This is a genomic window from Mesorhizobium sp. CNPSo 4670, from assembly GCF_057784235.1.
Map to the genome: position 1 here is coordinate 144,630 of NZ_JBWJFQ010000005.1, position 26,660 is coordinate 171,289.

Annotated in this window: 25 protein-coding genes; 18 read left to right on the forward strand and 7 right to left on the reverse strand. The window is 63.3% G+C overall.

Going from position 1 to position 26,660, the window contains the following annotated elements; translation table 11 throughout:
* Position 1 precedes the first annotated feature (1 nt).
* Positions 2-1,366: a c-type cytochrome gene (locus tag AC0ZT5_RS11575; protein ID WP_488496544.1), complete on the forward strand. Its 1,365-nt coding sequence runs from the start codon at positions 2-4 to the stop codon at positions 1,364-1,366.
* Positions 1,359-3,659: a xanthine dehydrogenase family protein molybdopterin-binding subunit gene (locus AC0ZT5_RS11580; RefSeq protein WP_488496545.1), complete on the forward strand. Its 2,301-nt coding sequence runs from the start codon at positions 1,359-1,361 to the stop codon at positions 3,657-3,659. Before AC0ZT5_RS11575 ends, AC0ZT5_RS11580 begins: the two co-directional genes overlap by 8 nt.
* A gap of 24 nt (positions 3,660-3,683) precedes the next feature.
* On the opposite strand, the gene AC0ZT5_RS11585 is transcribed toward AC0ZT5_RS11580, so the two are convergent.
* A complete protein-coding gene (locus AC0ZT5_RS11585; RefSeq protein ID WP_488496546.1) occupies positions 3,684-7,112 on the reverse strand; it encodes an acyl-[ACP]--phospholipid O-acyltransferase in 3,429 nt (1,142 codons plus the stop codon).
* 563 nt (positions 7,113-7,675) lie between these two features.
* On the opposite strand from AC0ZT5_RS11585, the gene AC0ZT5_RS11590 reads away from it, so the two are divergent.
* The gene (locus tag AC0ZT5_RS11590) at positions 7,676-10,015 is read left to right on the forward strand and encodes a response regulator (RefSeq protein WP_488496547.1); all 2,340 of its coding nucleotides are present in this window, start codon (positions 7,676-7,678) and stop codon (positions 10,013-10,015) included.
* A gap of 27 nt (positions 10,016-10,042) precedes the next feature.
* On the opposite strand, the gene AC0ZT5_RS11595 is transcribed toward AC0ZT5_RS11590, so the two are convergent.
* The 5 genes from AC0ZT5_RS11595 to AC0ZT5_RS11615 all read right to left on the reverse strand — a co-directional run bounded on the left by AC0ZT5_RS11595 (position 10,043) and on the right by AC0ZT5_RS11615 (position 13,995).
* Positions 10,043-10,780: a class I SAM-dependent methyltransferase gene (locus AC0ZT5_RS11595; RefSeq protein ID WP_477285007.1), complete on the reverse strand. Its 738-nt coding sequence runs from the start codon at positions 10,778-10,780 to the stop codon at positions 10,043-10,045.
* Positions 10,781-10,789: 9 nt separating this feature from the next.
* The gene (locus AC0ZT5_RS11600; protein ID WP_488496548.1) at positions 10,790-11,341 is read right to left on the reverse strand and encodes a phosphotransferase-like protein; all 552 of its coding nucleotides are present in this window, start codon (positions 11,339-11,341) and stop codon (positions 10,790-10,792) included.
* A 46-nt stretch (positions 11,342-11,387) separates the two neighbouring features.
* Positions 11,388-12,242, reverse strand: a complete 855-nt coding sequence (locus AC0ZT5_RS11605) for a transglycosylase SLT domain-containing protein (RefSeq protein ID WP_488496549.1) — start codon at positions 12,240-12,242, stop codon at positions 11,388-11,390.
* Between the two features lie 5 nt (positions 12,243-12,247).
* Entirely contained in the window at positions 12,248-13,498 is a 1,251-nt protein-coding gene (ispG, locus tag AC0ZT5_RS11610) for a flavodoxin-dependent (E)-4-hydroxy-3-methylbut-2-enyl-diphosphate synthase (protein ID WP_488496550.1), read from the reverse strand.
* 317 nt (positions 13,499-13,815) lie between these two features.
* Positions 13,816-13,995, reverse strand: a complete 180-nt coding sequence (locus AC0ZT5_RS11615) for a YdcH family protein (protein WP_027023510.1) — start codon at positions 13,993-13,995, stop codon at positions 13,816-13,818.
* Positions 13,996-14,237: 242 nt separating this feature from the next.
* Between AC0ZT5_RS11615 and AC0ZT5_RS11620 the strand changes: the two genes are divergently transcribed.
* Positions 14,238-14,441 carry a YdcH family protein gene (locus tag AC0ZT5_RS11620; RefSeq protein WP_184875716.1) on the forward strand — a complete coding sequence of 68 codons (204 nt, stop codon included), beginning with the start codon at positions 14,238-14,240 and terminating at the stop codon, positions 14,439-14,441.
* Positions 14,442-14,478: 37 nt separating this feature from the next.
* Here AC0ZT5_RS11620 and AC0ZT5_RS11625 read toward each other — a convergent pair whose 3' ends face one another.
* A complete protein-coding gene (locus AC0ZT5_RS11625) occupies positions 14,479-15,267 on the reverse strand; it encodes an IclR family transcriptional regulator (protein WP_477285001.1) in 789 nt (262 codons plus the stop codon).
* Positions 15,268-15,397: 130 nt separating this feature from the next.
* Between AC0ZT5_RS11625 and AC0ZT5_RS11630 the strand changes: the two genes are divergently transcribed.
* The 14 genes from AC0ZT5_RS11630 (at position 15,398) to AC0ZT5_RS11695 (ending at position 26,656) form a co-directional block, all read left to right on the forward strand.
* Complete coding sequence (locus AC0ZT5_RS11630) at positions 15,398-16,270, forward strand: transporter substrate-binding domain-containing protein (protein WP_184875712.1); 873 nt, start codon at positions 15,398-15,400, stop codon at positions 16,268-16,270.
* Positions 16,271-16,347: 77 nt separating this feature from the next.
* Positions 16,348-17,013 (forward strand): amino acid ABC transporter permease, encoded by a 666-nt coding sequence (locus AC0ZT5_RS11635; RefSeq protein ID WP_488496551.1) that lies wholly within the window; start codon positions 16,348-16,350, stop codon positions 17,011-17,013.
* 1 nt (position 17,014) lies between these two features.
* On the forward strand, positions 17,015-17,665 hold the full coding sequence (locus AC0ZT5_RS11640; protein ID WP_488496552.1) for an amino acid ABC transporter permease: 651 nt from the start codon (positions 17,015-17,017) through the stop codon (positions 17,663-17,665).
* Between the two features lie 2 nt (positions 17,666-17,667).
* On the forward strand, positions 17,668-18,462 hold the full coding sequence (locus AC0ZT5_RS11645) for an amino acid ABC transporter ATP-binding protein (RefSeq protein WP_488496553.1): 795 nt from the start codon (positions 17,668-17,670) through the stop codon (positions 18,460-18,462).
* 36 nt (positions 18,463-18,498) lie between these two features.
* Positions 18,499-18,960, forward strand: a complete 462-nt coding sequence (locus AC0ZT5_RS11650) for a RidA family protein (RefSeq protein ID WP_095089405.1) — start codon at positions 18,499-18,501, stop codon at positions 18,958-18,960.
* A gap of 22 nt (positions 18,961-18,982) precedes the next feature.
* The gene (locus AC0ZT5_RS11655; RefSeq protein WP_488496554.1) at positions 18,983-20,188 is read left to right on the forward strand and encodes an aminotransferase class V-fold PLP-dependent enzyme; all 1,206 of its coding nucleotides are present in this window, start codon (positions 18,983-18,985) and stop codon (positions 20,186-20,188) included.
* 149 nt (positions 20,189-20,337) lie between these two features.
* On the forward strand, positions 20,338-20,538 hold the full coding sequence (locus AC0ZT5_RS11660; RefSeq protein WP_095089408.1) for a plastocyanin/azurin family copper-binding protein: 201 nt from the start codon (positions 20,338-20,340) through the stop codon (positions 20,536-20,538).
* 46 nt (positions 20,539-20,584) lie between these two features.
* Positions 20,585-21,124, forward strand: a complete 540-nt coding sequence (locus AC0ZT5_RS11665; RefSeq protein WP_095089628.1) for a sigma-70 family RNA polymerase sigma factor — start codon at positions 20,585-20,587, stop codon at positions 21,122-21,124.
* The gene (locus AC0ZT5_RS11670) at positions 21,121-22,032 is read left to right on the forward strand and encodes an anti-sigma factor family protein (protein WP_488496555.1); all 912 of its coding nucleotides are present in this window, start codon (positions 21,121-21,123) and stop codon (positions 22,030-22,032) included. Before AC0ZT5_RS11665 ends, AC0ZT5_RS11670 begins: the two co-directional genes overlap by 4 nt.
* Positions 22,033-22,194: 162 nt before the next feature.
* Complete coding sequence (locus AC0ZT5_RS11675) at positions 22,195-23,184, forward strand: sugar phosphate isomerase/epimerase family protein (protein ID WP_488496556.1); 990 nt, start codon at positions 22,195-22,197, stop codon at positions 23,182-23,184.
* 13 nt (positions 23,185-23,197) lie between these two features.
* Entirely contained in the window at positions 23,198-24,073 is an 876-nt protein-coding gene (locus AC0ZT5_RS11680) for a MurR/RpiR family transcriptional regulator (protein ID WP_488496557.1), read from the forward strand.
* Positions 24,070-24,969 carry a ribokinase gene (locus AC0ZT5_RS11685; protein WP_488496558.1) on the forward strand — a complete coding sequence of 300 codons (900 nt, stop codon included), beginning with the start codon at positions 24,070-24,072 and terminating at the stop codon, positions 24,967-24,969. Before AC0ZT5_RS11680 ends, AC0ZT5_RS11685 begins: the two co-directional genes overlap by 4 nt.
* 116 nt (positions 24,970-25,085) lie before the next feature.
* Positions 25,086-25,583 carry a 5-(carboxyamino)imidazole ribonucleotide mutase gene (purE, locus tag AC0ZT5_RS11690; protein ID WP_488496559.1) on the forward strand — a complete coding sequence of 166 codons (498 nt, stop codon included), beginning with the start codon at positions 25,086-25,088 and terminating at the stop codon, positions 25,581-25,583.
* Entirely contained in the window at positions 25,580-26,656 is a 1,077-nt protein-coding gene (locus tag AC0ZT5_RS11695; RefSeq protein WP_488496560.1) for a 5-(carboxyamino)imidazole ribonucleotide synthase, read from the forward strand. The genes purE and AC0ZT5_RS11695 overlap by 4 nt, the downstream gene beginning before the upstream one ends.
* Positions 26,657-26,660: the final 4 nt, after the last annotated feature.

Genomic DNA, 26,660 nt, shown 5'->3' on the forward strand with positions numbered 1-26,660 from the left:
CATGAAGAAAATCACCGGCATTGTCTTTGCTGTCGTTGTCATCGCGGCGCTTGGGTTCGCCGGCTGGCTGTTTCTCGGCCGCGATCCGATGTCCTTTGCCGGCGGCTCGACCGTGGCGCTGGCGGATTACCATGGCGCCGATATCACCGGTGTTCCGGCGCAGCTCGCCAGTGCCGATCTGGTCAAGCGCGGCGAATACCTCGCTCATGCCGCGGACTGCCAGGCCTGCCATACCGCGCCGGGCGGCGCGCCCTTCTCGGGAGGTTTCGCCTTCAACATGCCGTTCGGCACGATCTATTCCACCAACATCACACCGGACAAGCAAACCGGCATCGGCAACTACACTGATGCGCAGTTCCTGGCCGCTTTGCACAAGGGCATTCGCGCCGACGGCGAAAAGCTCTATCCCGCCATGCCCTACAGCTCCTACACCTACATGGCGGACGCCGACGCGCTGGCCATCAAGGCGTACCTCTTCTCGCTGGCGCCGGTGCACGCCCCAACAAGGCAAGACCAGCTTTCCTGGCCCTTCAGCCAGCGCAGCCTGCTGGTGCTCTGGGATGTCATGTTCAATCCCGACAATCGTTTCCGCCCCAACGCCGGCCAGGGCCCGCAATGGAACAGAGGCGCCTATCTTGCCGAGGCATTGGGCCATTGCGGCGAATGCCATACACCGCGCAACCTGGCATATGGGCTGGACAATCACGGCAAATTCGCCGGCGCGCTCACCGCGGGCTGGCGCGCCTACAACGTCACCGGCGACAAGGCTTCAGGCATCGGCGACTGGAGCGACCAGGATCTCTATTCCTATCTTTCCACCGGTCATGCCAACGGTCATGGCGGCGCTGCTGGGCCGATGGGTGAGGCCACCGATGACAGCCTGAGCTATCTGTTGCCCGACGACACCCATGCCTTGATGGCGTACCTGCGCAGCATACCCGCCCATGCGAGTGACCTGCCCCGCACGGTCACGACCGCAGCGCCGGCGTCGTACAAGGAAGGTGTAGCGGCGGATGTCAATTCGCGTGGTGAAAAGATCTTCGCCGGCGCCTGCGCCAGCTGCCACGACTGGACCGGCGTGAGTCCCGTCTCCGGCTATGCCACTCTGACCGGCGTGCGCGCGGTGAACGATCCCAGTGCCACCAATGTAGCGCAGACGATCATCAATGGCGTCAACCGCAAGACCGCCGAAGGCACGATCTTCATGCCGGCCTTTGGTGAGGGCTATTCGGACGACGACATCGCGGCCGTGGCCAACTATGTCACCGCCCGGTTTGGGGCCGAAGGCGCGCATTTGGCAGGCAAGGATGTGGCCGGTCTGCGAAAGCAGGCGGCCCAGCAATTTAAGGAAGCACCCAATGGCTGACATTCAGTCCAACTTTGCCCAGTCCGATGCCTATCTCTCGGCGCTGATACGCGAGGTCCGTTCGGTCCCGCCGACCAGTGCGTCGGTTACAATGGGACGACGCACCTTCTTCAAGTTGGCCGGCGCGGGCGTAGCGGGGCTGGTGCTGGGCTTTCACCTTGGAGACGCAGCGTTCGCGGCCGATGGTGCGAACGTCGATACGGCAGGCACCAAGGACCAGGCGATGAACGCTTTCATCCGTATCGCCCCGGACAACACGATCACAATTTATTCCAAATGCCCGGAGATCGGCCAGGGCATCAAGACCTCCTTCGGCGTCATCATTGCCGATGAACTCGACGCCGATTGGAGCCACGTCGTGATGGAGCAGGCGGACATCAATCCCAAGGTCTATGGCAGTCAAGGCGCGGGCGGTTCGACATCCATCCCGCATGCCTGGGACCAGCTGCGTCAGGCCGGTGCCGGCGCCAAGGCGATGCTCATCGCCGCAGCGGCCGGGCAATGGAAGGTGGACCCATCGCAGATCACCGCCAGGGACTCGATCTTGACCCATGCCGCCAGCGGTCGGTCCGCAACCTATGGGTCACTTGCCGCCGCGGCGTCGAAAATGCCGGTGCCCGATCCCAAGAGCTTGAAGCTGAAGGTTCGCGCCGAGTATCGCTTGATAGGCAAGCGCTATCGCGGTGTTGACGATCCCAAGGTCGTCAGTGGCCAGCCGCTGTTCGGCATCGATGTTCAACTCCCCGGCATGGTCTATGCGACCTACACCAAATGTCCGGCGGCGGGCGGCAAGGTCAAATCCTTCAACATCGACGAGATCAAGGCACAACGCGGCGTGCTCGACGCCTTCGCCGTTGACGGCACGGGCATGGCGGTCGAAGTGATGCCGGGCGTGGCTATCGTCGCCAGGGACACCTGGAGCGCTTTCCAGGCCAAGAACAAGCTTCAGGTGGATTGGGACCTGAGCATGGCCTCGATAGACTCCACGTCGCAATTCTCGGCCCAGGCCAGGAAGCTGGCGACAAATTTCCCGGAAAAGCCCGACGACAATGTCGGCAACGTGGACAGGGCCTTCGGCAATGCCGCCAAGACCGTGGAGGCCTATTACGAGTATCCTTTCGCCGCCCATGTGCCGCTTGAGCCGATGAACACCACGGCGCACTACCATGACGGGGTGATGGAGATGTGGGTGCCTACCCAACAGCCCGATCGCGGCTTGCCGCTGATTGCAAAGGCTGCAGACATTCCGCCGGAGAAAGTCGTGATGCACCAGACCCGCGTCGGCGGCGGCTTCGGACGGCGGCTGGTCAATGACTATGCCTGCGAGGCAGCGGCTATCGCCAAGAAGGTCAGTGCCCCGGTCAAGCTGCAATGGACCCGCGAAGACGATTTCGCCCATGATTTCTACCGGCCCGCCGGCTACCATCAGTTCAAGGGCGCGATCGACAGAGGCGGCAGGCTCGACGCCTGGCAGGAACATTTCATCACCTTCACCGCCGACGGCAAGAAGGAAGCCACGGGCGCCAACCTCACCGACAATCTGAGATATTCGATCAAGGCGCCCAATCTGCGCCGCGCCAAGACAATGTTCCCCTTGAAGATTCCCACCGGGGCGTGGCGCGCGCCGGGCGACAATGCCCAGGTCTTCGCTACCCAGAGCTTCATGCACGAACTGTCGCTCGCTTCCGGCCGCGATCATGTCGATTTCCTTATCGACGTCGTGAACCGCGACGTGCCTGATCTGGCGCCCAAGGACAAAAGCGTCAACTTCAGCCCCAAGCGGGCCACCGACGTGATCAGGATGTGCTCCGAGAAGGCCGGGTGGGACAAGAAGTTGGCGAATGGGAGCGGTTTGGGCCTGGCCTGGTGCTATTCCCACGCCGGCCATGTAGCACAGTCGATTGAGATCACTGTGGACGCCGACAAGCGGATCAGGATCGCGCGCATCGTGGTGGTGCTCGATGTCGGCCCCATCATTGACATGGCAGGGTCCGAAGCCCAGGCGCAGGGAGCGTCGACCGACGCACTCTCAACGGCCATAGGTCTCAAGATCAACATCGAAAACGGCCGCGTGCAGGAGCAGAATTACAATGCTTATCCGATCCTGCGCATGCCTTTCGCACCAATGACGATCGATGCTTATTTCATCCAGTCGGACAATCCACCGACCGGCATGGGCGAACCTGCTTTCCCGGCGCTGGCGCCCGCGCTGGGCAACGCCATCTTCGCCGCCACCGGAGAGCGCGTGCGCCGACTGCCATTGCGCGATCTGGGCTACTCGCTGGCGGTCTGAAAGATCAATCGATGTTCAAGCGCTTCAAGCCACCTTGATCTTCATCTCTTCTTCGCCGCGCACCATTTTGGTCACAGCGGCGAAGTCGAGCTTGCCGGAACCGAGGACCGGCACTTTTGCAACGGCGCGCACTTCAGCCGGCACCATCAGGTCCATGGCGCCGTTCGCCTTGGCGAAGGTCAGGAATTCGGCGCGCGTGGCGTTGGCGGCCTCGGTGATCAGGATCAGCTTTTCGCCCTTGCGCGCATCCGGCACGGTGGCGACCGCTGAGAGCGAGCCTTTCCACAATTCGCCGGCCAGCGCCTCGATAGCAGCGAGCGATATCATCTCGCCGCCGATCTTGGCAAAGCGCTTGGCCCGGCCGCGAATGGTGATGAAGCCGACGTCGTCGACGGCGACGACGTCGCCGGTGTCATGCCAGCCGTCTTCGAGTGGTTCGAGCACACCGGGCTTCTCGGCCCTGAGATAGCCGGCCATGACATTGGGCCCACGCACGAAAAGCCGTCCGCCATCGTCGACACCGGGCACCGGATCGAGGCGATATTCCATGCCGGGCATGATTTTGCCGACGGTTCCGGAGCGGTTGTACATCGGCGTGTTGATCGAGATCACAGGTGCTGTTTCGGTGACACCGTAACCCTCGAGGATGCGCACGCCGAACTTCTCCATATAGGTCATGCGCGTCGCCGCCTTGACCGGCTCCGCGCCGGCAAAGCAATAGCGTATCGAGCGGAAGTCATAGGGGTGCGCGGTGCGCGCATAGCCGGCGAGGAACGTATCGGTGCCGAAGATGATCGTCGCGTTCGAGGCGTAGATCAGTTCCGGCACGATGCGGTAGTGCAGCGGCGAGGGGTAGAAATAGACCGGCACGCCGGAGATCAGCGGCAGCACCGTGCCCGCCGTCATGCCGAACGAATGGAAGATCGGCAGCACGTTGAACACCTTGTCGCCCGAATGGAAGTCGATGCGCGAGGCGGCCTGGGCGGCATTGGCCAGGATGTTGCGGTGAGTAAGCACGACGCCCTTCGGCGTGCCTTCCGAACCCGAGGTGAACAGGATCACTGCGGCATCGTCGGGCTTGCGCGGCGCGCGTGGCGTGCTCTTGCGCAGCAAGCCGAGCAGCTTGTCCTTGAGGCCGACGGTCCCGCGCAAATCGTCGAGCCAGGCGATGTCGACCGAGCGGCCGATCTCTTCGATCACACCGCCCAGCTTGGCTTGTTCGATGAAGGCACGGGAGGTGAGCACTGTGCGCACTTCGGCGGCCTTGCAGGCGGACAGGATGTTGGCCGCACCTGCGGTGAAGTTCATCATCGCCGGAACCTTGCCGGCCGACATGACGCCGAGCAGCGTCGCGCATGAGCCGTTGGCATTCGGCAGCATGATGCCGAGCGTCTGCTGGCCGGCATAGAGGTTCTGGAATTTCTCGCCAAGCACTGCGGCGGCCGTGAGCAGCTTTCCGTAACTCAGCGAACCGGTGACCGGATCCTGCACGGCGAGCTCTCGCATGCCGCGTTCGTTCGCCGTCTGGATGATCTTTTCAAGCACCGTCTTGTCGATGTCCTGGGTACGGAAGACGAGGTCCGACATGACCTGATAGAGGGCGGCGCCCGCCGCGGCGCGACGCTTGCGGCCCTTCAACTCCTGCTGCACTTCCAGCTTGACCGGCTCAAGGATGGTCACCTTGACCTTTGGGAACAGCCGGCGGCGCACATGCTGCGATGTCAGCCGTGAAAAATAGCTTTTCTCCAGCCCGTCGATGCGCACCGGCACGACCATCGAGCCGGTCTTGTCGGCGACCATAGCGGCGCCGTCATAGACCTTCATCAGGCCGCCGGTGACGGTGATGCGGCCTTCCGGGAAGATGACCAGCGGATCGCCGCCCTGAACGATCTTGATCAGCGTGCGGGTCGACATCGGTTTGGATGGGTTGAGCGGCAGCGCGCGGGCCAGTTTCATGAACGGCTTCATCCACCAGGCCTGGGCGATGGTGTGGTCGATGGCGAAGACCGGCTCCTCATCGGTCAAGGTCAAGGCCAGCGGGCCATCGAGGAAGCTGACATGGTTGAGAGCCAGGATCGGCGCCTTGCCCGCCGCCTTGAGGTTTTCCATGCCCTCGACTTCCAGCCGATGGAAAGCTCGGAACAGGATGGAGACGAAATCGCGGAAAGCATTCGTCGGCAGGAATTTCAGCATAAGCCAGGCGGCGACGGCGTTGGCCGCGGCGAGGCCGAACAGGATGGCTCCGGTAGAGACGCCGGCTGCCTGGATCGCGGCAACGAGTATGCCACCAACCGTCATGAAGCCGGCGTTGACGATGCTGACGGCGGCGACGACGCGAGCGCGGCGCTCTTCAGGCGACCAGGCTTGGATGGCGGCAAAGGTCGGCACCACGAGGAATGCGCTGGCAATCGCCATGCCGGCGAGGTCGATCGCGACATGGATCGTGTTTGGCCCGGCGAAGAACAGGGTAAGGGTCTCAGTCCTGGGCGAAGGCTGCATGCTCCAGATGGTCCAGGCCAGGTCCAGTCCGAACAGCGCCAGGAGCGCCGTGCCGACCGGTGCGGGCAGAAGCACGATGCGTCCCTGCGACATCCATGCGGCAATGGCCGAGCCGATGGCGATCGAAACGGCGAACACCGCGAGATAGGCAGTCACGGCGATCTCGTTGCCGCCGAGCGAATCCTTGATCAAGGTCGGCAGGATCGAAAGAACGATGGCGCCGATCAGCCAGAACCAGGACGTCATCAGTCCGGCGCGCCAGATCCGCTTGTCGCCACGCAATCCGTTGACCTGCCGCCAGGTCGAGCGAAAGACGTTTTTGTCGATGACGAGGTCCGGAGCCGCAGAACCGGTGGAAGGGATGTAGCGGCTGACAAACCAGCAACCGACCGCAAGGATCATCATGATCGGCCCGAAGACCGAGACGCCTATGCCATCGGCCGAGACGACGCCGCCGGCGATGGTGCCACCGAGGATGGCGGCGAAGGTCGCGGATTCGATCCATGCGTTGGCGCCGGGCAATTCCTTGCGTTCGAGATGATCCGGCAGGATCCCGTACTTGATCGGTCCGAACAGCGCCGAGATGATGCCGAACATCAGCAACGCCACCATCAACACCGGGATCGACGACAGCGCGATGCCGACGACCGCGACGCCAGCAGCCGCGATCTCGGTGAATTTCAGCCGACGCGCGATGAAGGCCTTGTCAAACCGGTCGGCGATCTCGCCGCCAAGCGCGGACAAGAGCAGGAAGGGAGCCATGAAGACCGCACCGGCCAGGGTGACCAGTGACGCCGCCTTGTCCGCCGCCAGCGTGAACAGAATAAGGAACACCAGAGTGTTCTTGAGAAAATTGTCGTTGAAGGCGGACAGGAATTGCGTCCAGAAGAGAGGCGCAAAGCGCCGTGTCATCATCAGATGGCTATTCGTATGATTGTTCGGAGCGATGTCCATGGCGGCGACTTCCATTGGGCAAGGCCGTTGCAATCCTGATCGGATCGATCGGCGATCTTGCGTGATTTGAGCCTTGTTGTAGCGGGAACCCGGTTACACTTCGTTACTCCGGCTGACGCCATCAGTAGTCTCGTCTTGGTGTCTTACAGCCGGTTGCTGAAGCGGCTTGCGTCTTCCCCATCTGGCGATCGAGGTCTCCATGAGCATGATCGCCTCCATCGCAGGGAACCCTGGCGGCAAATCATGCCTCCAATAAGGTGGATGCCGCTCGCCATCTTCGAGGCCACGATGGCGAAACTGGCCGTGGCGAAGGCTTTCTGGGTGCTTGAGTCCTTGGGCGCTTAGTTGTTGGTGACCATCGATATGATCCTTTCGTTTCAGCCTTAAGCCGGATCGCTGTCGGTTTGTTTCAGGCCGGATACAATCAAGCCGACTTCCCGACAGCGTTTCGGCCACCCGTTCGAGCACCTGCGTCAGCGCATGGTTCGCGTCCACACGAAATTTTAATGTAAATGAAGCGTAATCCCGGTCATTAAAATGATGCGTATGTGTTGGGGTTGCGCATGCCGGAATATTCGTCCTTCATCCGGTCAGTCCGGGTCCGCTATATTTCAGGGTTGCTGATCTTTGCGCTGGCTTCCGCCGCCATCGTGATTGCGCTCGATCGGGTCAATTCCTTTCGCCACGACATCGATGCGCTGAGCAGCAACCTGGTCGTCTTCACCCGCGACCTGCGCAACGCGACCAGCTTTGCCGAGACGACCGGCACCGCCTGGCGGGCGGAGACGCGCGATGCGCTCACCTCATCGGCGCGCGGCCATTCGGAGCGCCTGACCGGCGAGATCGAAACGCTGACCGCCCAGCTTGCCGCGATCAAGCCGCGCCTTTCGGTGAAGACCATCAACGAGCTTGAAACCGCTTCCGTCAACGGCGACCTGTTCTGGTCGCCGCGCGACATGGTGCGCAACTTCAACCTGATGTCGATGGCGCAGAAGGTCGATGAATGGAGCTATCGCGAAATCCGCAACCAGAATGACCTGTTCGCCCAGCCCATGCTGGTCCGCGTCCGCACCGCCATGGACGACGAGCGCCATCTCGCCGATGTCTCAAGCGACAGGCTATTGCTGTGGGCGAGCGGCATCTTGTTCGCCGCCCTTGCCATCGTCGCCTTCTGGATCTTCCGCCCGATGGAAGTGGCCATCCGCCGCGCCTTTGCCGAATCCGCCGAATCCTTGTTCAAGGCCGAGGCCGCCGACCGCGCCAAGTCTGAATTCCTGGCCAATATGAGCCACGAAATCCGCACGCCGATGAACGGCGTGCTCGGCATGGCCGAGCTGCTGGCCAAGACCGACCTGACCGCACGCCAAAAAACCTTCACCGACGTCATCGTCAAATCCGGCAACGCGTTGCTCACCATCATCAACGACATCCTCGATTTCTCCAAGATCAATGCCGGCCAGCTCACCCTCGATCCGGCTCCCTTCCGTCTCTCCGAGGCGGTCGAGGACGTGGCGACGCTGGTATCGGCGCGCGTCGCCGAGAAGAACCTCGAACTGATCGTGCGCGTCGACCCGCGGCTGCCGGCCTACGTCGTCGGCGACGCCGGACGGTTCCGGCAGATCGTCACCAACCTGCTCGGCAATGCGGTGAAGTTCACCGAAAAGGGTCATGTGCTGATCGATGTCGGCGGCGAGATCGTCAACGACGTGGTCCAGCTCAAGGTCCGCGTCGAGGACACCGGCATCGGCATACCGGCCGAGAAACTGCAGAACGTGTTCGAGAAATTCGCCCAGGTCGACGGTTCGTCGACCCGTCGTCACGAGGGCACCGGCCTCGGCCTCGCCATTGCCGCACGCCTCGTCGATCTGATGGCTGGCAAGATCGGCGTCGAAAGCGAGATCGGCCGCGGCTCCGTGTTCTGGTTCGCGGTGCCGCTGCCGGCGCACCACGCCGCGGCGCGCGACGAAATCGTGCCGGTCGACGTCACCGGCGCGCGCGTGCTGGTCATCGACGACAATCCGGTCAACCGTGAAATCCTGCTCGAGCAGCTGAGAAGCTGGAGCTTCGACTGTGCCGCCGCCGAAAGCGGCGCGGTGGGCCTGGCCTTTCTCGATCGCGCTTTCCAGCTGGGCGCTGCCGTCGACTGCATCATCCTCGACTACCAGATGCCGGGCATGAACGGCGCCGATGTTGCCAGGGCCATTGCGTCCGACAGCCGGCTGGCTTCCATTCCGGTGGTGCTGCTGACCTCGGTCGACCAGGTCGATTTCGGCAAGATGATCATCGACTTCGGCATCGCCGCGCATTTGACCAAGCCGGCGCGCTCCGCGGTCCTGCTCGGCACCGTCATCTCGGTCATCCAGAGGGCCCGCTCCCAGGTCGGCAAGGCGCAGTTCGTCCGCGAACCGATCGTGCCGGTTCCCCCGGTAGCGCCACCCGCTTTCACCGTCATCCGCGGCCCGGCGATGCCGGCCGCCACGGCACCGGAATCGACGGTTGCGCTGAACGGTCCGATCGACATCCTCATTGCCGAGGACAACGACGTGAACCAGCTGGTTTTCGGCCAGATCCTCAACGGCCTTGGCCTCAGCTACCGCATCGCCGGCAACGGCCGCACGGCAGTCGAGATGTACCGGGCGCTTCGCCCCAGGCTGATCCTGATGGACGTCTCGATGCCTGAGATGAACGGCTACGAAGCGACCCGCGCCATCCGGGCGATGGAGACCTCGTCGGGCACCCACATCCCGATCATCGGCGTCACCGCGCACGCGCTGAAGGGCGATCGCGACAAGTGCATCGAGGCCGGCATGGACGACTATCTGCCCAAGCCGGTCTCACCCGACCGCCTCGGCACCAAAATCGGCACCTGGCTCAGCGAGACGGTGGTGGCGAAGACGGCATAAGGCGAGCCTGGCTGCCGATCTGGCGGATCAGCGCAGCCGGCCAATCGGGATGATTTCGGGAGACGTGGCGACATAAGGCTCGCCACCCCAGTCGCCGAGCCATTGCTCCACCAGCAGGCCGGCCTCATCCAGCATCCTGGCAAGATCTTCCTTCTCCGGGAAAGCGATTTTCGATTCGGCGCCCACAACTGGTCTGCCGCCTGGAATTTCATAGAAGGTTGAATAGGTGACGACGCCAGTGGCGGCATCGCGTTCAACGTCGTTCCAGGCCTTGACCGTGCCGAGACCGGGATGCGCCAGCATCCGTTCGGAGCGCTGCGGCGTCCATTCACCCCATTCTTCAACAGCGGGATTTCGGGTGTCGAAAATGAAGCGCCCACCCGGTGCGAGATGGACGGCGATGGTGCGCAGCACCGCCGCCTGATCCTTGGCCGTCAAGAAGACCTGGAAGGCATGTCCGGTAAGCAGCACCAGATCGAAGTGTTGCCCGAGCCGAACGGTTCGCGCATCTCCCTCGACCCAGTCGACCTTGTTTCCGTCGGGTCTGCCGCGCCCGACATCGAGCATCGGCGATGCAGGATCGACGCCGGTGACGTTGCGTCCTTTGCTGAGCGCTGCGGCCAGTTGCCCCGTGCCGCAGCCGAGATCAAGAACCGAACGAGCATTGCCGGCGAATTCAACGCAATAGTTGAAATCGTCGCCACCTGTATTCTCGATATCGTAAAACTGGACGAGGTCCGGATCGCTGTAGAGTCTGTCGGTCATGGCGTTCGCCTATAGCTGAAATCTCTGCTGGATGCGACGGGCACATTCCAGCGGCGTAAGCAGGCTGGTGTCGACTTCGAGATCGTAGTCTATGTCCTTGTGCACGCGCTCATATTGCCAGCGCGCCAAGCCCGGCATGCGATTGGCACGCTGGGCTTCCCGCGCTTCGAGCACCTCCAGCGGCGCCAGGACACCAACCACATGGAGGTCGAAAGCCGACAGCAGTTCGAGATATTCGGACATTTCACCGTTGCAGAGCACCTCGTCGACGATGAGGTTGTTGCCTTGCCCGGCCATCGCGGCGATGGCGTGGCGCATGCCGCGCAGGGTTCGCGCCCCCACCGGTCCTGCTCTGATCACGACCGCAGGCTTGCCGTCCTGCCGGATGGTCTCATAGAAAAAGCCGTCCGCATGGTCCTGCAAGGCGTCGGGCAGCATCTCGATGAAAGTGTCCATCTGGACGTGCAGGAAGGGCGCGGCGGTGATCTGTTGCAACGCCCTGGCGATGGAACTCTTGCCGGCACTGCCGACGCCATTGAGCAGAATGATGCTGGCTTTCACTTCAGCGCCCCCTTTCGGCAAGAACATCCTGCCCGCCACGGTCAGACTACCGGTTGCGCACCACCACGCAGGCTCCGCCGACGCTTTGCAATTTCTGGCAGATGACATTGGCGGCGGCGCGGTCGTCGACACCGATCCTGACCGCGTAGATGCCGCGCCGGCCGATCGGCGTACGCACCCGGCTGACCACCGGATCATGGCCGCTGAGCAGGGCCGGAAACCGGCTCCTCACTCGCAGCCACTGGCTGATCGCGGCGCTGCGGCGGAAGTTACCGGCCACCTGGATGCCCCATGGTTTTATGTTGATCGAGGCCATCGCCACGGTCTGCGACATGATCACCGGCAGCCTGCGGCAAGCGACGGCAAAATCCGCCTTCTGATCGAGCGGCTCGACCTTTCCGGCATAGGCCGGATCGGTGAACTTATCGACCGGCTCGCCCATGATGTCGAATACGTAGCTCTCGGTCTCCATGGGCAGGAAGCCGCCGGAGCCGAGCCAGCGCGACACCCGGCTTTCGCCGGCATTGTAGGCGGCGGCCGCCAGGCCGAGATTGCCGTAGGCGCCCTTCATCTCGGCGAGATATCTCGCCGAGGCAGGGATCGCCTGGTTTATGTCGAAGGAGTTTGCAAGGCCGCGCATCTTGGCGGTGCCCGGCATGAACTGTGCGATGCCTTCGGCGCCGACCGGACTGACCGCGTTGGGATCGAAGCGGCTTTCCTTCCAGATCAGCCGTGCGAAGAAATCCCTGGGCAGGCCGTTCTGGTCGGCATGGGCCTGGATCAGGGTGCAGACCTTGTCGATGAGCCGCTGCTTGGCGGATTGCGGTGGGTCTGCCTGAACCAGCGTCGACCAGCCCACTCCGCTCAGCAAGATCAGCGCCACCCACTGGAAACGCTGCATCACGCCTACTCGGCCGCGGCCTTGCCGCGACCAAACCGTTGCTCGATATAGTCTGCGACCATTTTCTCGAAATCCGCCGCGATCGACGGCCCGCGCAGCGTCGCTGCCTTCTTGCCGTCGACGAAGACAGGCGCCGTTGGCGTCTCGCCGGTGCCGGGCAGCGAAATGCCGATATCGGCATGCTTGGACTCACCCGGGCCGTTGACGATGCAACCCATCACCGCGACCTTGAGGTTCTCGACGCCGGGATATTTTTCCCGCCACACCGGCATGTTCTTCCTGAGATCCGCCTGGATGTTCTGGGCGAGTTCCTGGAACACGGTCGAGGTCGTGCGCCCGCAGCCCGGACAGGCCGCGACGATCGGCACGAACTGCCTGAACCCCATCGTCTGCAGCAGTTCCTGCGACACCTGCACCTCACGCGTGCGGTCGCCGTTCGGCTCCGGCGTCAGCGAGATGCGGATGGTGTCGCCGATGCCTTGCTGGAGCAGGATGCCCATGGCGGCGGACGAAGCCACGATGCCTTTCGAGCCCATACCGGCCTCGGTCAGGCCAAGATGCAGCGCGTGGTTGGAGCGGGTAGCGAGTTCGGTATAGACGGCGATCAGGTCCTGCACGCCGCTGACCTTGGCCGACAGGATGATTTTTTCACGGCCAAGGCCGATCTCTTCCGCCATTTCGGCCGACAGGATCGCCGATTGCACGATCGCCTCGCGCGTCACTTCCTGCGCCGTCAGCGGAAAGCCCTTGGCTTGGTTATCGTCCATCAGCCGGGTCAAAAGCTCCTGATCGAGCGAACCCCAGTTGACGCCGATGCGCACCGGCTTGTTGTATTTGATCGCCATCTCGACGATCGCCGCGAACTGCCGATCCTTCTTGTCCTTGAAGCCGACATTACCCGGATTGATGCGGTATTTGGCCAGCGCCTCGGCGCAGGCCGGATGGTCTGCCAAAAGCTTGTGCCCGATATAGTGGAAATCACCGACCAGCGGCACGTCGATGCCAAGCCGCGCCAGCCTTTCGTGAATGCGCGGCACGGCGGCTGCGCTCTCGTCGCGATCGACGGTGATCCGCACGATCTCGGAGCCGGCGCGGTGCAGCGCCGCAACTTGCGCAACCGTCTGGTCGACATCGGCCGTATCGGTATTGGTCATCGACTGAACGACAACCGGCGCGCCGCCGCCGACGACCACGCCGCCGACATCGACGCCGACCGAGGTGCGGCGGGGGAAGGGAGAGGAAAAATATCCGGTCATGCCCGGCAGCCTTTTGTCTCTGGAGCGTCATGCGTCCGCTAGGACACACAAGAACGCCCCGGGCCGATGCGCTAAAGTCCGGGCATGAGGTGGAGGAGCAAAGATGGCTTGTCAATGGCGACAGGTCGCCACTGGCCGCAATTGACCCGCCGCCGGATCAAAACAATCGATGATCCGGCGACGGCCGAAGCGAAATTTGACCTGAACGGAAGTCCAGCCTGAGCGATCGCCGCGCTGGAAGTCAAAATCCACCACATCGGCGACAGCTGCCGCCGGCAAAAAGGCCGTGGATCGTGATCGTCTATATCAGGAGGGCATCAATGCGTGGTCGGTTGTGCTCTCAGTTTTTCAATCTCGTCCTTGAGTGCCAGCTTGCGTCGCTTGAGATTCACGATTTCGAGGTCGTCCACCGACGGGTGGTTCATCGCGTCATCGATCTCGCGCTCGATGTCGCCGTGTTTCCGCTGCAACTCATCAAGATGGGAAGCAAGAGACATGATTGGTTCTCCCTTTCATGGTTTTCCTCGATTGCAACCGTCACGGCGCGTCCACCGCAGGTTCGCTTCTGTGACGGCACAATGACACTGTGCCACCATCCGACGGCGATGTCGAATGCTGCGTGGTAGCATTCCACGACAATGTGAAATGTGATATGGGCTGCGCGCCAGCGGCAGAAGTTGCCGGTCCCGCCCAATCAGGCCCAGTTTTTGGGCGCCGCAGACGTGCAGACGGTTAAAGAATGTCCGATCAGGAACAGGCCGATATTCGCCTCGAATTTTCCCGGCTGAAGCAGGAACACGCCGATTTCGATGCGGCGATCAACGCGATGATCGCAATGAATTGCGACCCGCTGCAGATCCAGCGCATGAAAAAGAAGAAGCTGTTCCTCAAGGACCGGCTGATGGCGCTGGAAGACAAGATCATCCCCGACATCATTGCGTGAGAAGGCGGAGACGGGGTCGATCCTGATCGCTTTGCAGCTATCCGGCGATCGAAAGCCTGGCGGCGCGGTCGCGCAGCAGACCGATGAGACTGCCGGTCCGCTCCTCGGACGTGTCGATGGGAACCACCAGGCACATCGTCGCCTCGACCTTGCCAGGTCCTGAAAAAACGGGCGCGGCGAGGCATTTCGTGTATGCATCGACAAGGCCCGAGGTGACGCAATAGCCTGTGGCTTCGGCCTTCGCTATGTCGGCGATGAAGTCGTTGAGAAGCAATCTGCGGCCGTCCGGCAGGACGAGATCGTCTTCGGACACCATGTCTTCGATCTGGGCCAGTTGGAAGCCCGCCAGCAGCAGCCGTCCCGAAGCGGTCCAGGGCAGCGGTATCTGCAGGCCGGTGGCGGAGCTGATGCGGAACGGCCTGGTGCCCGGGCTTGAATGGACGATCGTATAGCGGCCGCTCTGCAGCATACACAGTTCCGAGGTCTCGCCCGTTTCGCGCGACAGATTGTCGACCTCCTGACGCCCGCGCCTCAAGAGGTCGTTGCCGCGCACATAATCCATTCCGTAGAGATAGAGCTTCTTGCCGAAATAGACGCGATTGCCGTCGCCGGCCATTTCCAGCAGGCCGGCATCCACCAGTGACCGCACAAGCGTGTAGGTCGTCGAGCGGGGTGCGTTCACCCCCTTGGCAAGATCGCCAATGCCGATCGCGCGCTGCGTCGTGTGCAGAAATTCCAGGATCTCGAGGACCCGGTTGAGGCCTTTTTCGCGGGAGCCCGAAATCTTCTCGTCGGCTGAAACCGCCGGGGCATTGCCATCTTGCATTGTCGATTCCTAATGCTAGTATCTGTCTTGTACAGGATACATACGTCTCTTGTAAGAGACAATCGCTCTGAAAATCGACGATGCGTGTATTTCCTGTGCATAGGGGAACACAACACGAAAGGAGGTCGCCGTGAACGACACATCCGGAAGACGTGATTTTCTGAAATTGGGAATGGCGGGACTGGCCACCGCCGGGGTACTGGCAACCGTCGATGCCCAGAAAGCCGCCGCCCAGGCAGCATCCGACAGCCTGCTGCGCACCGTGCTCGACCGCGGCAAGCTGATTGTCGGTACCGGCAGCACCAATGCGCCCTGGCACTTCGAGAACGATGCCGGCGAACTGGTCGGCATGGACATCACCATGGGACGCATCCTGGCCAAGGGCCTGTTCGACGATCCGACCAAGGTCGAGTTCGTCATGCAGGACCCGGCCCAGCGCATTCCGAACGTGACCACCAACAAGGTCGACATCACCATCCAGTTCATGACGATGAGCGCCCAGCGCTCGCAGCTCATCAACTTTTCCCGGCCTTACTATGTCGAAGGCGTCGCGCTGCTGACCCTTCCGACCGCCGAGAACAAGACCTTCGACAAATTGCTTGCCGCTGGTTCGGCGACACGCGTCTCGATCCTGCAGAACGTCGATGCCGAAGCATCGGTGCACATAGCTCTGCCGCAGTCGCAGGTGATGCAGATCGACACCCAGGCCAACGTGCTGCAGGCCCTGGAAGCCAAGCGTGTCGACGCTGCCGCGGTGGATCTTTCGACCGTGCGTTGGCTTGCCTCGCGCAATCCGGACAAATACTTCGACGCCGGCAAGAGCTGGTTCTCGATGCTGTACGGTGCAGCACTCCGGCAAGGCGATCTCGACTGGCTGACCTTCGTCAATCAGACCTTCACCATCGCCATGTTCGGTCACGAAACGGCGCTCTACGACGCGGCGTTCAAGGATTACTTCGGACAGGAGCCGCCGGCTCGCCATCCCGGTTTTCCAGTCATCTGATCCAGTTGGCGGAAGGGCGGCATTCAGCGCCCTTCCGCCAGCTTCTCCTCGACTGCCCTTCGCACTGAGGCTGACGCATGGGCTATGCCCTGAATTTCAACCTGATCTGGCGGCATTTCGACAAGCTGTGGGGCGGACTGCTGCTCAGTCTCGAACTGGCCGTCATCTCGATCGCCATCGGCATAGTCATCGGCCTGGTTCTGGCGGTCTGGTACGTCTCGGCCGGGCGCGTGGTGCGCACCATCATCGCTGCCTACGTCGAATTCATCCGCAATGTGCCGCTGATCCTGCTCGTCTATCTGGTGTTCTACGGCCTGCCGACGGTGGTCGATCTCGCCTACAGCGCCCCGACCTCGTTCATCCTGACGCTATCGGTCTATAGCGGCGCCTATCTGGTCGAGGTGTTCCGCTCCGGGCTCGAAGCCGTCCCGCGCGGCCAACTCGACGCCGGCAAGGCGATTGGCCTGACGCCATGGCAGCGACTGGTCGATGTGCGCCTGCCGACCATGCTGCGCATCACCTTGCCGGCGCTGTCCAACACCTTCATCTCGCTGTTCAAGGACACCTCGATCGCCTCGGTCATTTCGGTACCGGAGCTGACCTACGGCGCTCAGTGGATCAACTTCAACACCTTCCGCATCGTCGAGGTCTACCTGGTGACGACGGCGATGTACCTGTTGACCGGCTACGCGCTGCTTTTCGGGCTGCGGCTCGTCGAGCGCCGATTCAGGGCGGCGCGCTGACATGCTCACCCAGATCGCCTATGCCTTGCCGTTCCTCGCCCAGGGCTTCGCCTTGACCTTATGGGTGTCGCTGCTGGTCGTGGTCCTGTCGCTCATCGCCGGCGTCCTGCTCGGCGTCGGCCTGGTTTATGGGCCCGTGCCGCTGCGCTGGGCGGTGCGCATCTTCAGCGACACGATCCGCGGCATTCCGATCCTGGTGCTGATGTTCTTCGTCTACTACGGCCTACCCGCGATCGGGCTTCATCTGCCGTCGTTCTGGGCCGCCGTGCTTGCTCTCACTTTGTTCAAGACGGCGCAGGTCATCGAGTATCTCAGGGGTGCGGTCGGCTCGATCCCGAAAGGGCAGTCGGAAGCAGCGATGGCGATCGGGCTGACCTTTCGCCAGCGCCTGGCCTACGTCATCTTCCCGCAGGCGTTCAGGCGCTTCCTGCCACCCTGGATCAACGGCGTCACCGATGCGGTCAAGGGCAGCGCACTGGTGTCGCTGCTCGGCATCACCGACCTGATGCAGGCCATCAACCAGGTCATCGGCCGCACCTACGAGGCCATGCCGCTCTACATTCTCGGTGCGCTCATCTACTTCGCGGTCAACTATGCCCTTTCGCTCGCCAGCCGGCGGCTTGAGCGGCGCTTCTCCTTCATCCGGGAATAGCAATGTCCACAAGTTCGAACGACACCCCGGCCCTTCTCGACGTCCGCGACGTTTCCAAATCCTTTGGCTCCGTCCAGGTCCTGCGTTCGGTCAGCCTGGAGGTAGCGCGCGGCGAGGTGGTGACGGTCATCGGCCCCTCGGGCAGCGGCAAGACCACCCTGCTGCGTTGCGTCAACTTCCTGGAGAGCTACGACAGCGGCTCGATCCGCATCGACGGCAAGGAGGTGGGCTTTCGCGACCCGGGAACCCGTCAGCGCCGCAGCGAACGCGATCTCGCCGCGATGCGCGCCGAAACCGGGATGGTGTTCCAGAGCTTCAACCTGTTTCCGCACCTGACGGCGGCCGGCAACATCATGCTCGGGCTGCGCAAGGTGCGTGGAAAAAGCGAAGCCGAGGCGCGCTCGATCGCCGAGCACTGGCTCGGCCGCGTCGGCCTTGCCCACAAGGCCGACAGCCTCCCCGCCGAACTGTCAGGCGGCCAGCAGCAGCGCGTCGGTATTGCGCGGGCCGTGGCTATGGAGCCGAAGATCCTGTTGCTTGACGAGATAACCTCGGCGCTCGATCCCGAACTCGTCGGCGAAGTGCTGGCCGTCGTGCGCAGCCTCGCCGAGGACGGCATGACCATGCTGATGGTGACACATGAGATGGCCTTCGCCCGCGATGCTTCGAGCCGCATCGTCTTCATGGCCGATGGTGGCGTCAGCGCCGTCGGCCCACCGAAGGAGATTCTCGCGGCAGAGACCACCAACGAGCGCCTCCGCACTTTCCTGGCGCGCTTCCGCGCCTCGCATTTCTGACACTGGACAGCGAAAGCTGTTCGCAAGGAGCATTTGATGACGCCCTACATCCGGCTCGCCGAACTCGGCTTGACGCTGCCCGAGCCGCCGACCCCGATCGCCAACTTCGTCACCCATGCCGAAAGCGGGCGGTTGATTTTCCTGTCCGGTCAGGGACCACTGCGGGCCGACGGCACGCTGTTCACCGGCAAGGTGGGAGACGATGTCACCGTCGAGGAGGCCTATCAGCATGCCCGCCTCACCGGCCTCAATCTCCTCGCCGTCATGCACGCGGCCGCCGGCGACCTCGGCCGTATCGTGCGCATCGTCAAGCTGCTCGGCTTCGTCAACGCGATACCGACCTTCAGCGATCACCCAAAGGTGGTCAACGGTTGTTCCGACCTGTTCGCCGATGTCTTCGACAATATCGGCGGTCATGCCCGCTCGGCGATCGGGGTCGGCTCCTTGCCCGGAAATATCACCGTCGAAATCGAGGCGGTCGTCGAGATCGCCGCCTGACCCTTAGAAATGGAATCCAGAGATGAACACCTATTCCGCCGACGGCTCCAACACCACCATCCGCGAACGGCTCGGCCTTCGCCCGATCATCAATGTCTCCGGCACGATGACCGCGCTTGGCGCATCGATCATCGTGCCGGAAGCGATTAGCGCCATGGCTGAAATGGCTTCGCAATGGGTGGAGATGGACGATCTGCAGCGCGCCGCAAGCACGGTCGTTGCTCGCCTCACCGGCGGCGAGGCCGGTTTCATCACCGCTTGCTGTGCCAGCGGCATCACCATGGCGATCGCCGGCGCGATGACCGGAACCAACCTGCTCGCCATCGAGCGCCTGCCGGACGACACCGAAGGTCTCAAGTCGGAAGTCATCGTCCAGCTCGGCCACATCGTCAATTACGGCGCGCCGATCGACCAGTCGATCCGGCTGGCCGGAGCAAAGACCATTCCCGCCGGCACGGTCAGCGTGACCCAGGACTATCATGTGCGCGACGCGATCCGCGACCGCACGGCGGCGGGCCTCTATGTCGTCGCGCATCACACCGTGCAGTACGGCATGCTGTCACTGGAAGAATTCTGCGAAATCTGCCACGCCAAGGGCGTCCCGGTGATTGTCGACGCCGCTTCCGAGTATGACCTGCGCGGCTTCCTGGAGCGCGGCGCCGACATCGTCATCTACAGCGGACACAAATTCCTCAGCGGACCAACCAGCGGCATCGTCACCGGGCGCAAGGATCTGGTGCGCGCCGCCTATTTGCAGAACCGCGGCGTTGCACGCGCCATGAAGGTCGGCAAGGAGAGCATCGCCGGCACCATGGCGGCACTGGAAGCCTGGGAAAAGCGTGACCATGCCGGCATCCGCCGGCGCGAGGAAGCAGCCCTCAACCTTTGGAAGGACACGTTGCAGGGCCTGCCGGGCATCGTCGCGCAGATCATCCCTGATCCGACCGCCAATCCGCTCAACCGGCTGCAGATCTTCGTGTCGCCCGAGAGCCGGTTCACCGCCCCCGGCCTCGCCTCGGCCCTGGCGGCAGGCCCGCCGCCCATCATTGTGCGCAACCACGAGGTGGAGCGCGGCCATTTCTTCCTCGACCCGTGCAATCTGCACCCAGGCGAAGCGGAGATCGTCGCCGAACGGCTGCGAGCCGTATTGACCGCGGCCGACCGGCCCGTCGACGCCATGAAGCCTGCCCGCAAGGATTCGTCCGGCTCATTGCGCTGGCCGGATTGAGCGCCAAACCGACATACATCCAAAAATGCAGCGGCTACGACCGGCCGATCACGCGACTGTGAACGACCGCATTTGCACCCGGCGGGAATAAACCGTCACTGGAACAAGTCTCCTCGACATACGCCATTGCAGGCGTTGAGGAGCCTGACATGCCCCATCATTGCGAGGATGACAGCGACCATGGCACCAGCTGTCGTCTCGCGCCGGAGTGCATGATCGTCGTTAGTCCCTCCCCCAAGGCGCTTGACACCGGTGACACATATGAATTCACCTTCACCAAAGCAGGCGACTTTGCCTATTTCTGCGGGCTCCACCCGCACATGCAGGGCAAGATCACCGTCGCGCCTTGAGGGCGCATGGCAGAACCTTCCCGGAGTGCCGGATCATGCTGCGGTGTTGAGCGAGAAGGCCCTGGCCGAGCGCTTCGGTGAGGTGGTGCTGCCCCATCTCGGCGATGCGCTTGCGCTCGCCCGCTGGTTGACCGGCAATGCCGCCGATGCCGAGGATGTTGTGCAGGAGGCCTGTGTGAAGGCACATGCCGGCATTGCCGGTTACGCCGGCGGCAATGCCCGCGCCTGGCTGCTGACCATCGTGCGCAACACCGCCTACACCTGGATGTCGCGCAACCGGCCGCGCGCCATGCTTGCCGTCGGCGACCTCGGCGATCTCGACGAGATGGCAGCGGCGCACGGTACCAGGCTGCCGGACGAAGATGGTCCGGAGGCGAGCCTGATCGCCAGGGCCGACACGGCGGCACTGGAGGCGGCGATCGCGGCACTGCCGCAGCCGTTTCGCGAGACGCTGGTGCTGCGCGATATCAACGGCCTCAGCTATCGCGAGATAGCGGCGATGCTCGGCGTGCCGATGGGCACCGTGATGTCGCGGCTGGCCCGTGCCCGCGGCCTGCTTGTGTCTGAACTGGGGAGAGCGCCATGACCAACCATGACGACGGACTGCCCAACGATCCCGAAGGTATCAGGCTGATGATCCATGCCCTCGTTGATGGTGAGCTTGACGCTGCTGCAGTGCTGGCGGTGGAGCGGCGCATCGCCGCCGACCCGCGGCTTGCCGCCGAACACGCCCGAATCGTCGCCTTGCAGGCGGCAGTCAGCCGCTTGGCGCGCCCCGATGTCAGCGATGCCTTTCAGGCCCGCATCGCGGCAATCGGTATGGCGGCCACGGCACAACAGGCGCAAGACGAGCCGACGGAGCCGCGGGAGGGCACGCCGTCGGCGCAACCGGGTTTGATTGCCCCGATCGGTGGAGGCCAGAGGCGAAACGCCGAAACACGTCCGTCGCAGGCGCGGGCCCTGCCAAGGGCGAGTCGCTTCGGCTCGTTCGACTGGCGCGCTCTTGCCGCGTCGATCGTAGTCAGCGCGGTGCTGGCTAGCGGCGCCACGCAATGGGTGATGGTCAACAGCGCGTCCGACAGCTTTGCCGCGGCGGTCGCCAGCGGCCATCGCCGCAGCCTGCTTGCGGCGAGCCCGATCGACATCGTCTCGTCCGACCGCCACACGGTGAAGCCGTGGCTCGATGCCCGGATCGGCGTGTCGCCGCCGGCGCCGGACCTCGCCCAGGATGGCTACGCATTGATCGGCGGCCGGGTCGAGGTGATCGCCGACCGGCCGGTGCCGGCGCTGGTCTACCGCCACCGTGAGCATCTGATCACGCTGGTCGCCGAACCGCAGCAGGGCGGCGGCATCACAGCACCTGACGACCTTTCGTCAGGCGGCTTCTCGCTGGTGCACTGGAGCGACGGCGCGTTCTCCTACTGGGCGATCTCCGACATGGAGCGCCCCGAACTCGACGACTTCGTCGCCCGCTTCCGCAAGGCGGCGGTGTGAGGACAGCCCCCGCCCACTGAAACCACGCCTGACACGCTCTCCACCCTATGGTGCCTGCGCATTGCGCGGCGAACCGGATTGCCAATTCTGACGAGCCCCTCCAAACAATAACTTTACAAATATTTGTTCTTGTGTGAAGTTATGAACGTTGAAGGGTCGATCATGACAACCAATCGTTTCGCCACGCGCCTGAATTCCTTTGCCTCACGGCCACAGGCCGAATGGCCTCACCTCACCGGCAAACCGTCGCTGATGCAGATGGCCGCGCGCGCCGCGAAAGTTGCCGGGTTGACCGACCTCGATTTGAATTTCCCCGACCATGTCAGCGAAAGGCCGGTTGAAATCGCGCGGAACCTTGGCAACCTTGGCCTTTCCATCAATGGTTTCGCCATGCGCTATTACTCCAACCCGGCCTTCAAGCTCGGCGCGTTCACCAATCCGGATCCGGCGGTACGCCGTGAAGCCATCGACCTGACCAAGGCCGGCATCGACGCCGCACGCGAGGCCGGCGCCAATCTAATGACGCTGTGGCTCGGACAGGACGGATTCGATTACGCCTTCCAGGCCGACTATTCGACGCTCTGGCAGCACGAAATCGAAGGCATCCGTGAAGTTGCGGCGCATGACCCCGGCTGCCAGATCAGCCTTGAGTACAAGCCCAACGAGCCGCGCTCATACAGCCTTATGCCGGACGCGGCGACGACCTTACTGGCAATCCGCGATGTCGGCTTGCCCAATCTCGGCGTCACGCTCGATTTCGCCCATGTGCTCTATGCAGACGAGCAGCCGGCCTTCGCCGCCGCCCTGGTGGCGCGCCACAGCAAGCTGCTCGGCGTACATCTCAATGACGGCTACGCAAAACGCGACGACGGCCTGATGGTCGGCGCCGTGCATACGCTGCAGACCATCGAACTGCTCCAGCAGATCCGCAGGGACGGCTACGCCGGCGCGATCTATTTCGACACCTTCCCCGATATGACCGGTCTCGATCCGGTGCATGAGTGCGAGGTCAATATTGCCACCGTCAAGCGCATGCTGCGGGTCGTCGACCGGATCGACCAGCACAACCTGCTGTCGGCCGCCATCGGGCGCCAGGACGCCGTGACGTCGCAGGCCATCATCCAGGAGATCATGCTCGGGCCTGACTTATGACGAGGGGGCTTGGATGACCTTGAGCGGGCTGGACCTGAAGGCGGTGGGACCGCGCATCCGCATGATGATGCCGCATCTCACACCGCTGGAGGCGAAGGTGGTGGAAACGGTCTTTGGCCGGCGCGGCTTCGACGAGAGCGTTCCGCTGAAGCAGATCGCCGAGGAATCCGGCGTGTCGGAAGCGATGGTCGTCAAGATCGCCAAGAAGCTCGGCTTCTCCGGCTATCGCGACTTCCGTACCGCCGTCTATGAATACAGCCGGCTGCCTACCGCCGAGATGCACCAGGAACTGTCGTCGGACGACAGTTCGGCCGAGATCGTGCAGAAGGTGTTCCGCACCTCCATCCAGGCGTTGGAGGAGACGCTGGCCATCCTCGATATCGAGGATTTCGACCGCGCCGCCGATCTTCTATACCGCGCCGGGAATCGTGACTTCTACGGCGTCGGCGGCTCGGCACAGATCGCGCGCGACGTCTCGCACAAATTCCTGCGCATCGGCATCCGTACGAACGTCTTTGACGACTCGCACATGGTGCTGATGTCAGCCTCGCTGCTCGGCCCAGACGACATCGCCGTCGGCTTCTCGCATTCCGGCAATACGTCGGCCGTCATCGACGCCATTCAGCTTGCCCGCAAGAACGGTGCCCGCACCCTGGCCATCACCAACTACGACACCTCGCCGCTGGCCGCGGTCGCCGACGTCGTGCTGTGCTCAACCGCGCAGGGTTCGCCACTGATGGGGGAGAACGCGGCGGCGCGCATCGCCCAGCTCAACATTCTCGACGCGTTGTTCGTCGCGGTGGCGCAGCGCGACTACCAGGCCGCCGAGCGCAATCTCGGTCGCACCATGTCGGCGGTGGCATCGAAACGAAAAGACCGGGGCTCATGACGCTGTCGACAACGCCGCTGGTCACCGTGTTCGGCAGTCTGCACTACGACATCATGGTCGACGCCCCCGACCGCCCGCGCAAGGGCGAAACGGTGACCGGCCATGCCTGGCACCCGAAATGCGGCGGCAAGGGCAGCAACCAGGCGGTCTCAGTGGCAAGGGCAGGTATGCGCGTGGCGATGATCGGCGCCGTCGGCGATGACGATTTCGGCACGGCGCTACTGGCCAATCTCGATCGTGCAGGCGTCGACCGTCGCTTCGTTCGGGTGACGCCGGGCGCCGGCTCCGGCATGAGCGTGGCCATCTTCGACGAAAGCGGTGACTACGGCGCGGTGATCGTTTCGGGCAGCAATCTCACGCTGGGCGACAGGGACATCGCGGCCGCCTTCGAGGTCGTAGCCCAAACGTCCGTGTTGCTTTTGCAGAACGAGGTACCGGAAGCCGCCAACATTGCCGCCGCACGCGAGGTGAAGAGACATGGCGGCCGCGTCCTGCTCAATGCCGCCCCCGCGCGCAAACTCTCCAGCGAACTGAGCGCGCTCGTCGACATCCTGGTGGTCAACGCCATCGAGGCGGAATTCCTGACCAGCCTGGCGGTGGTCGAAACACTGGAAGGTGCCGCGCAAGCGGCGCGACTTCTGGTCGATCTCTGCCCAACCGCAATCGTCACGGTGGGCGGCGAGGGCGTCGCTTGTTGCGACCGGAGCGGTGCGGCCTTCGCGTTGCCAGCCATCCCGGTTAAGGTCGTCAGCACGCATGGCGCGGGCGATGAATTCGTTGGTGCGCTGGGCGCGGCACTTGCCCGTGGCGAGGCCGTGCGGGCCGCCGTCACCGCCGCCAACGCCGCTTCGGCCTTGCTGGTCTCGACACCAGAGGCCGAGCGCGGCGGCATCTGATATCTCGGCTCCAGAGGAGCACTTTTCGTCTTGCCGAACGACAGCGTCCGCCACGTATCCTTGCGGCACCGCCCGAATTCCGCTAAGGCGCGCCTTTGTCGCCGGGGAGCAAGGACTTGGACGATCAACGCGCCGATGTCGCCATCATCATGGGCAGCCAGTCCGACTGGGCGACCATGCGCCATGCGGCCGAAACGCTGGAGCAGCTCGGCATCCCGCACAAGCGGCTGATCGTCTCCGCGCATCGCACACCGGACCGGCTCTATGAATTCGCCAAGGGCGCCAAGGCTGCCGGCTACAAAGTGATCATCGCCGGTGCCGGCGGCGCGGCGCACCTGCCCGGCATGACCGCTGCGATGACGCCGCTGCCGGTGTTCGGCGTGCCGGTGGAATCGAAGGCGCTCTCGGGGCAGGATTCGCTGCTCTCCATCGTCCAGATGCCGGCCGGCATTCCCGTCGGAACGCTGGCCATCGGCAAGGCCGGTGCGACCAACGCTGCACTTCTGGCTGCCGCCGTGCTCGCGCTTTACGACGACAAGCTTGCGACGCGGCTGGATGCCTGGCGCGCCTCGCAGACCGCCAAGGTCGCGGTCGAACCGACGGATGCACCGTGAGCCTGCCCGCCGGATCGACCATCGGCATCATTGGCGGCGGCCAACTCGGCCGCATGCTGGCGATGGCGGCCGCTCGCCTTGGCTACCGCACGGTGGTGCTGGAGCCGCAAGCGGATTGCCCGGCAGCACAGGTCGCCAACCGGCAGATAACGGCTGCCTATGACGACTCGACCGCACTTGCCGAGCTGGCTGCGGCAAGCTCCGTCATCACCTACGAGTTCGAGAACGTGCCGGTTGCGGCTGCCAGCGCACTGGCCACCAAGGTTCCGATCTATCCGCCGGCTCGCGCGCTTGAAGTCGCGCAGGACCGGGTGAGCGAGAAGACATTCCTCAATGGCATCGGCATTGCCACGGCGGATTTCCGCCCCGTCGACAATGACGGCGAGCTGACGGCGGCGCTGAAAGCATTTGGCGGCAGCGGCATCCTGAAGACGCGGCGCATGGGCTACGACGGCAAGGGCCAGCGCGTCTTCCGCAACATGGAGGCTGGCGGTTTTGCCGGTACTTGCGAGGCGATGGGCAATGTACCGCTGATCCTGGAGAGCTTCGTGCCGTTCGCGCGCGAGATTTCGGTGATCGCGGCGCGAGGGCTGGACGGCGCCGTCGCCGCCTACGATCCGGCCGAAAATGTCCACCGCAAAGGCATACTCCACACATCGGCCTTGCCGGCCGCCATTAGGCCCGAGACAGCCGCTGCGGCACAGGCGGCAGCATCGAAGATATTGTCGGCGCTCGACTATGTCGGCGTCATCGGCGTCGAGTTCTTCGTGCTGGCCGACGGCTCGCTGCTGGCCAACGAGATCGCGCCGCGCGTGCACAATTCCGGCCATTGGACGGAAGCCGCCTGCATCGTCTCGCAGTTTGAGCAGCACATCCGCGCCGTCGCCGGCTTGCCGCTGGGAGACCCGAAGCGCCATTTTGACTGCGTGATGGAAAACCTGATTGGTGACGATGTGCTGCGTGTCGCCGAATTGCTCGCCGAGCCCGATCTTATGCTGCATCTCTATGGCAAGGCCGAGGCCCGGCCCGGCCGCAAGATGGGCCATTTCACCCGGGTCAGCCTTCGCGCCTGACTTC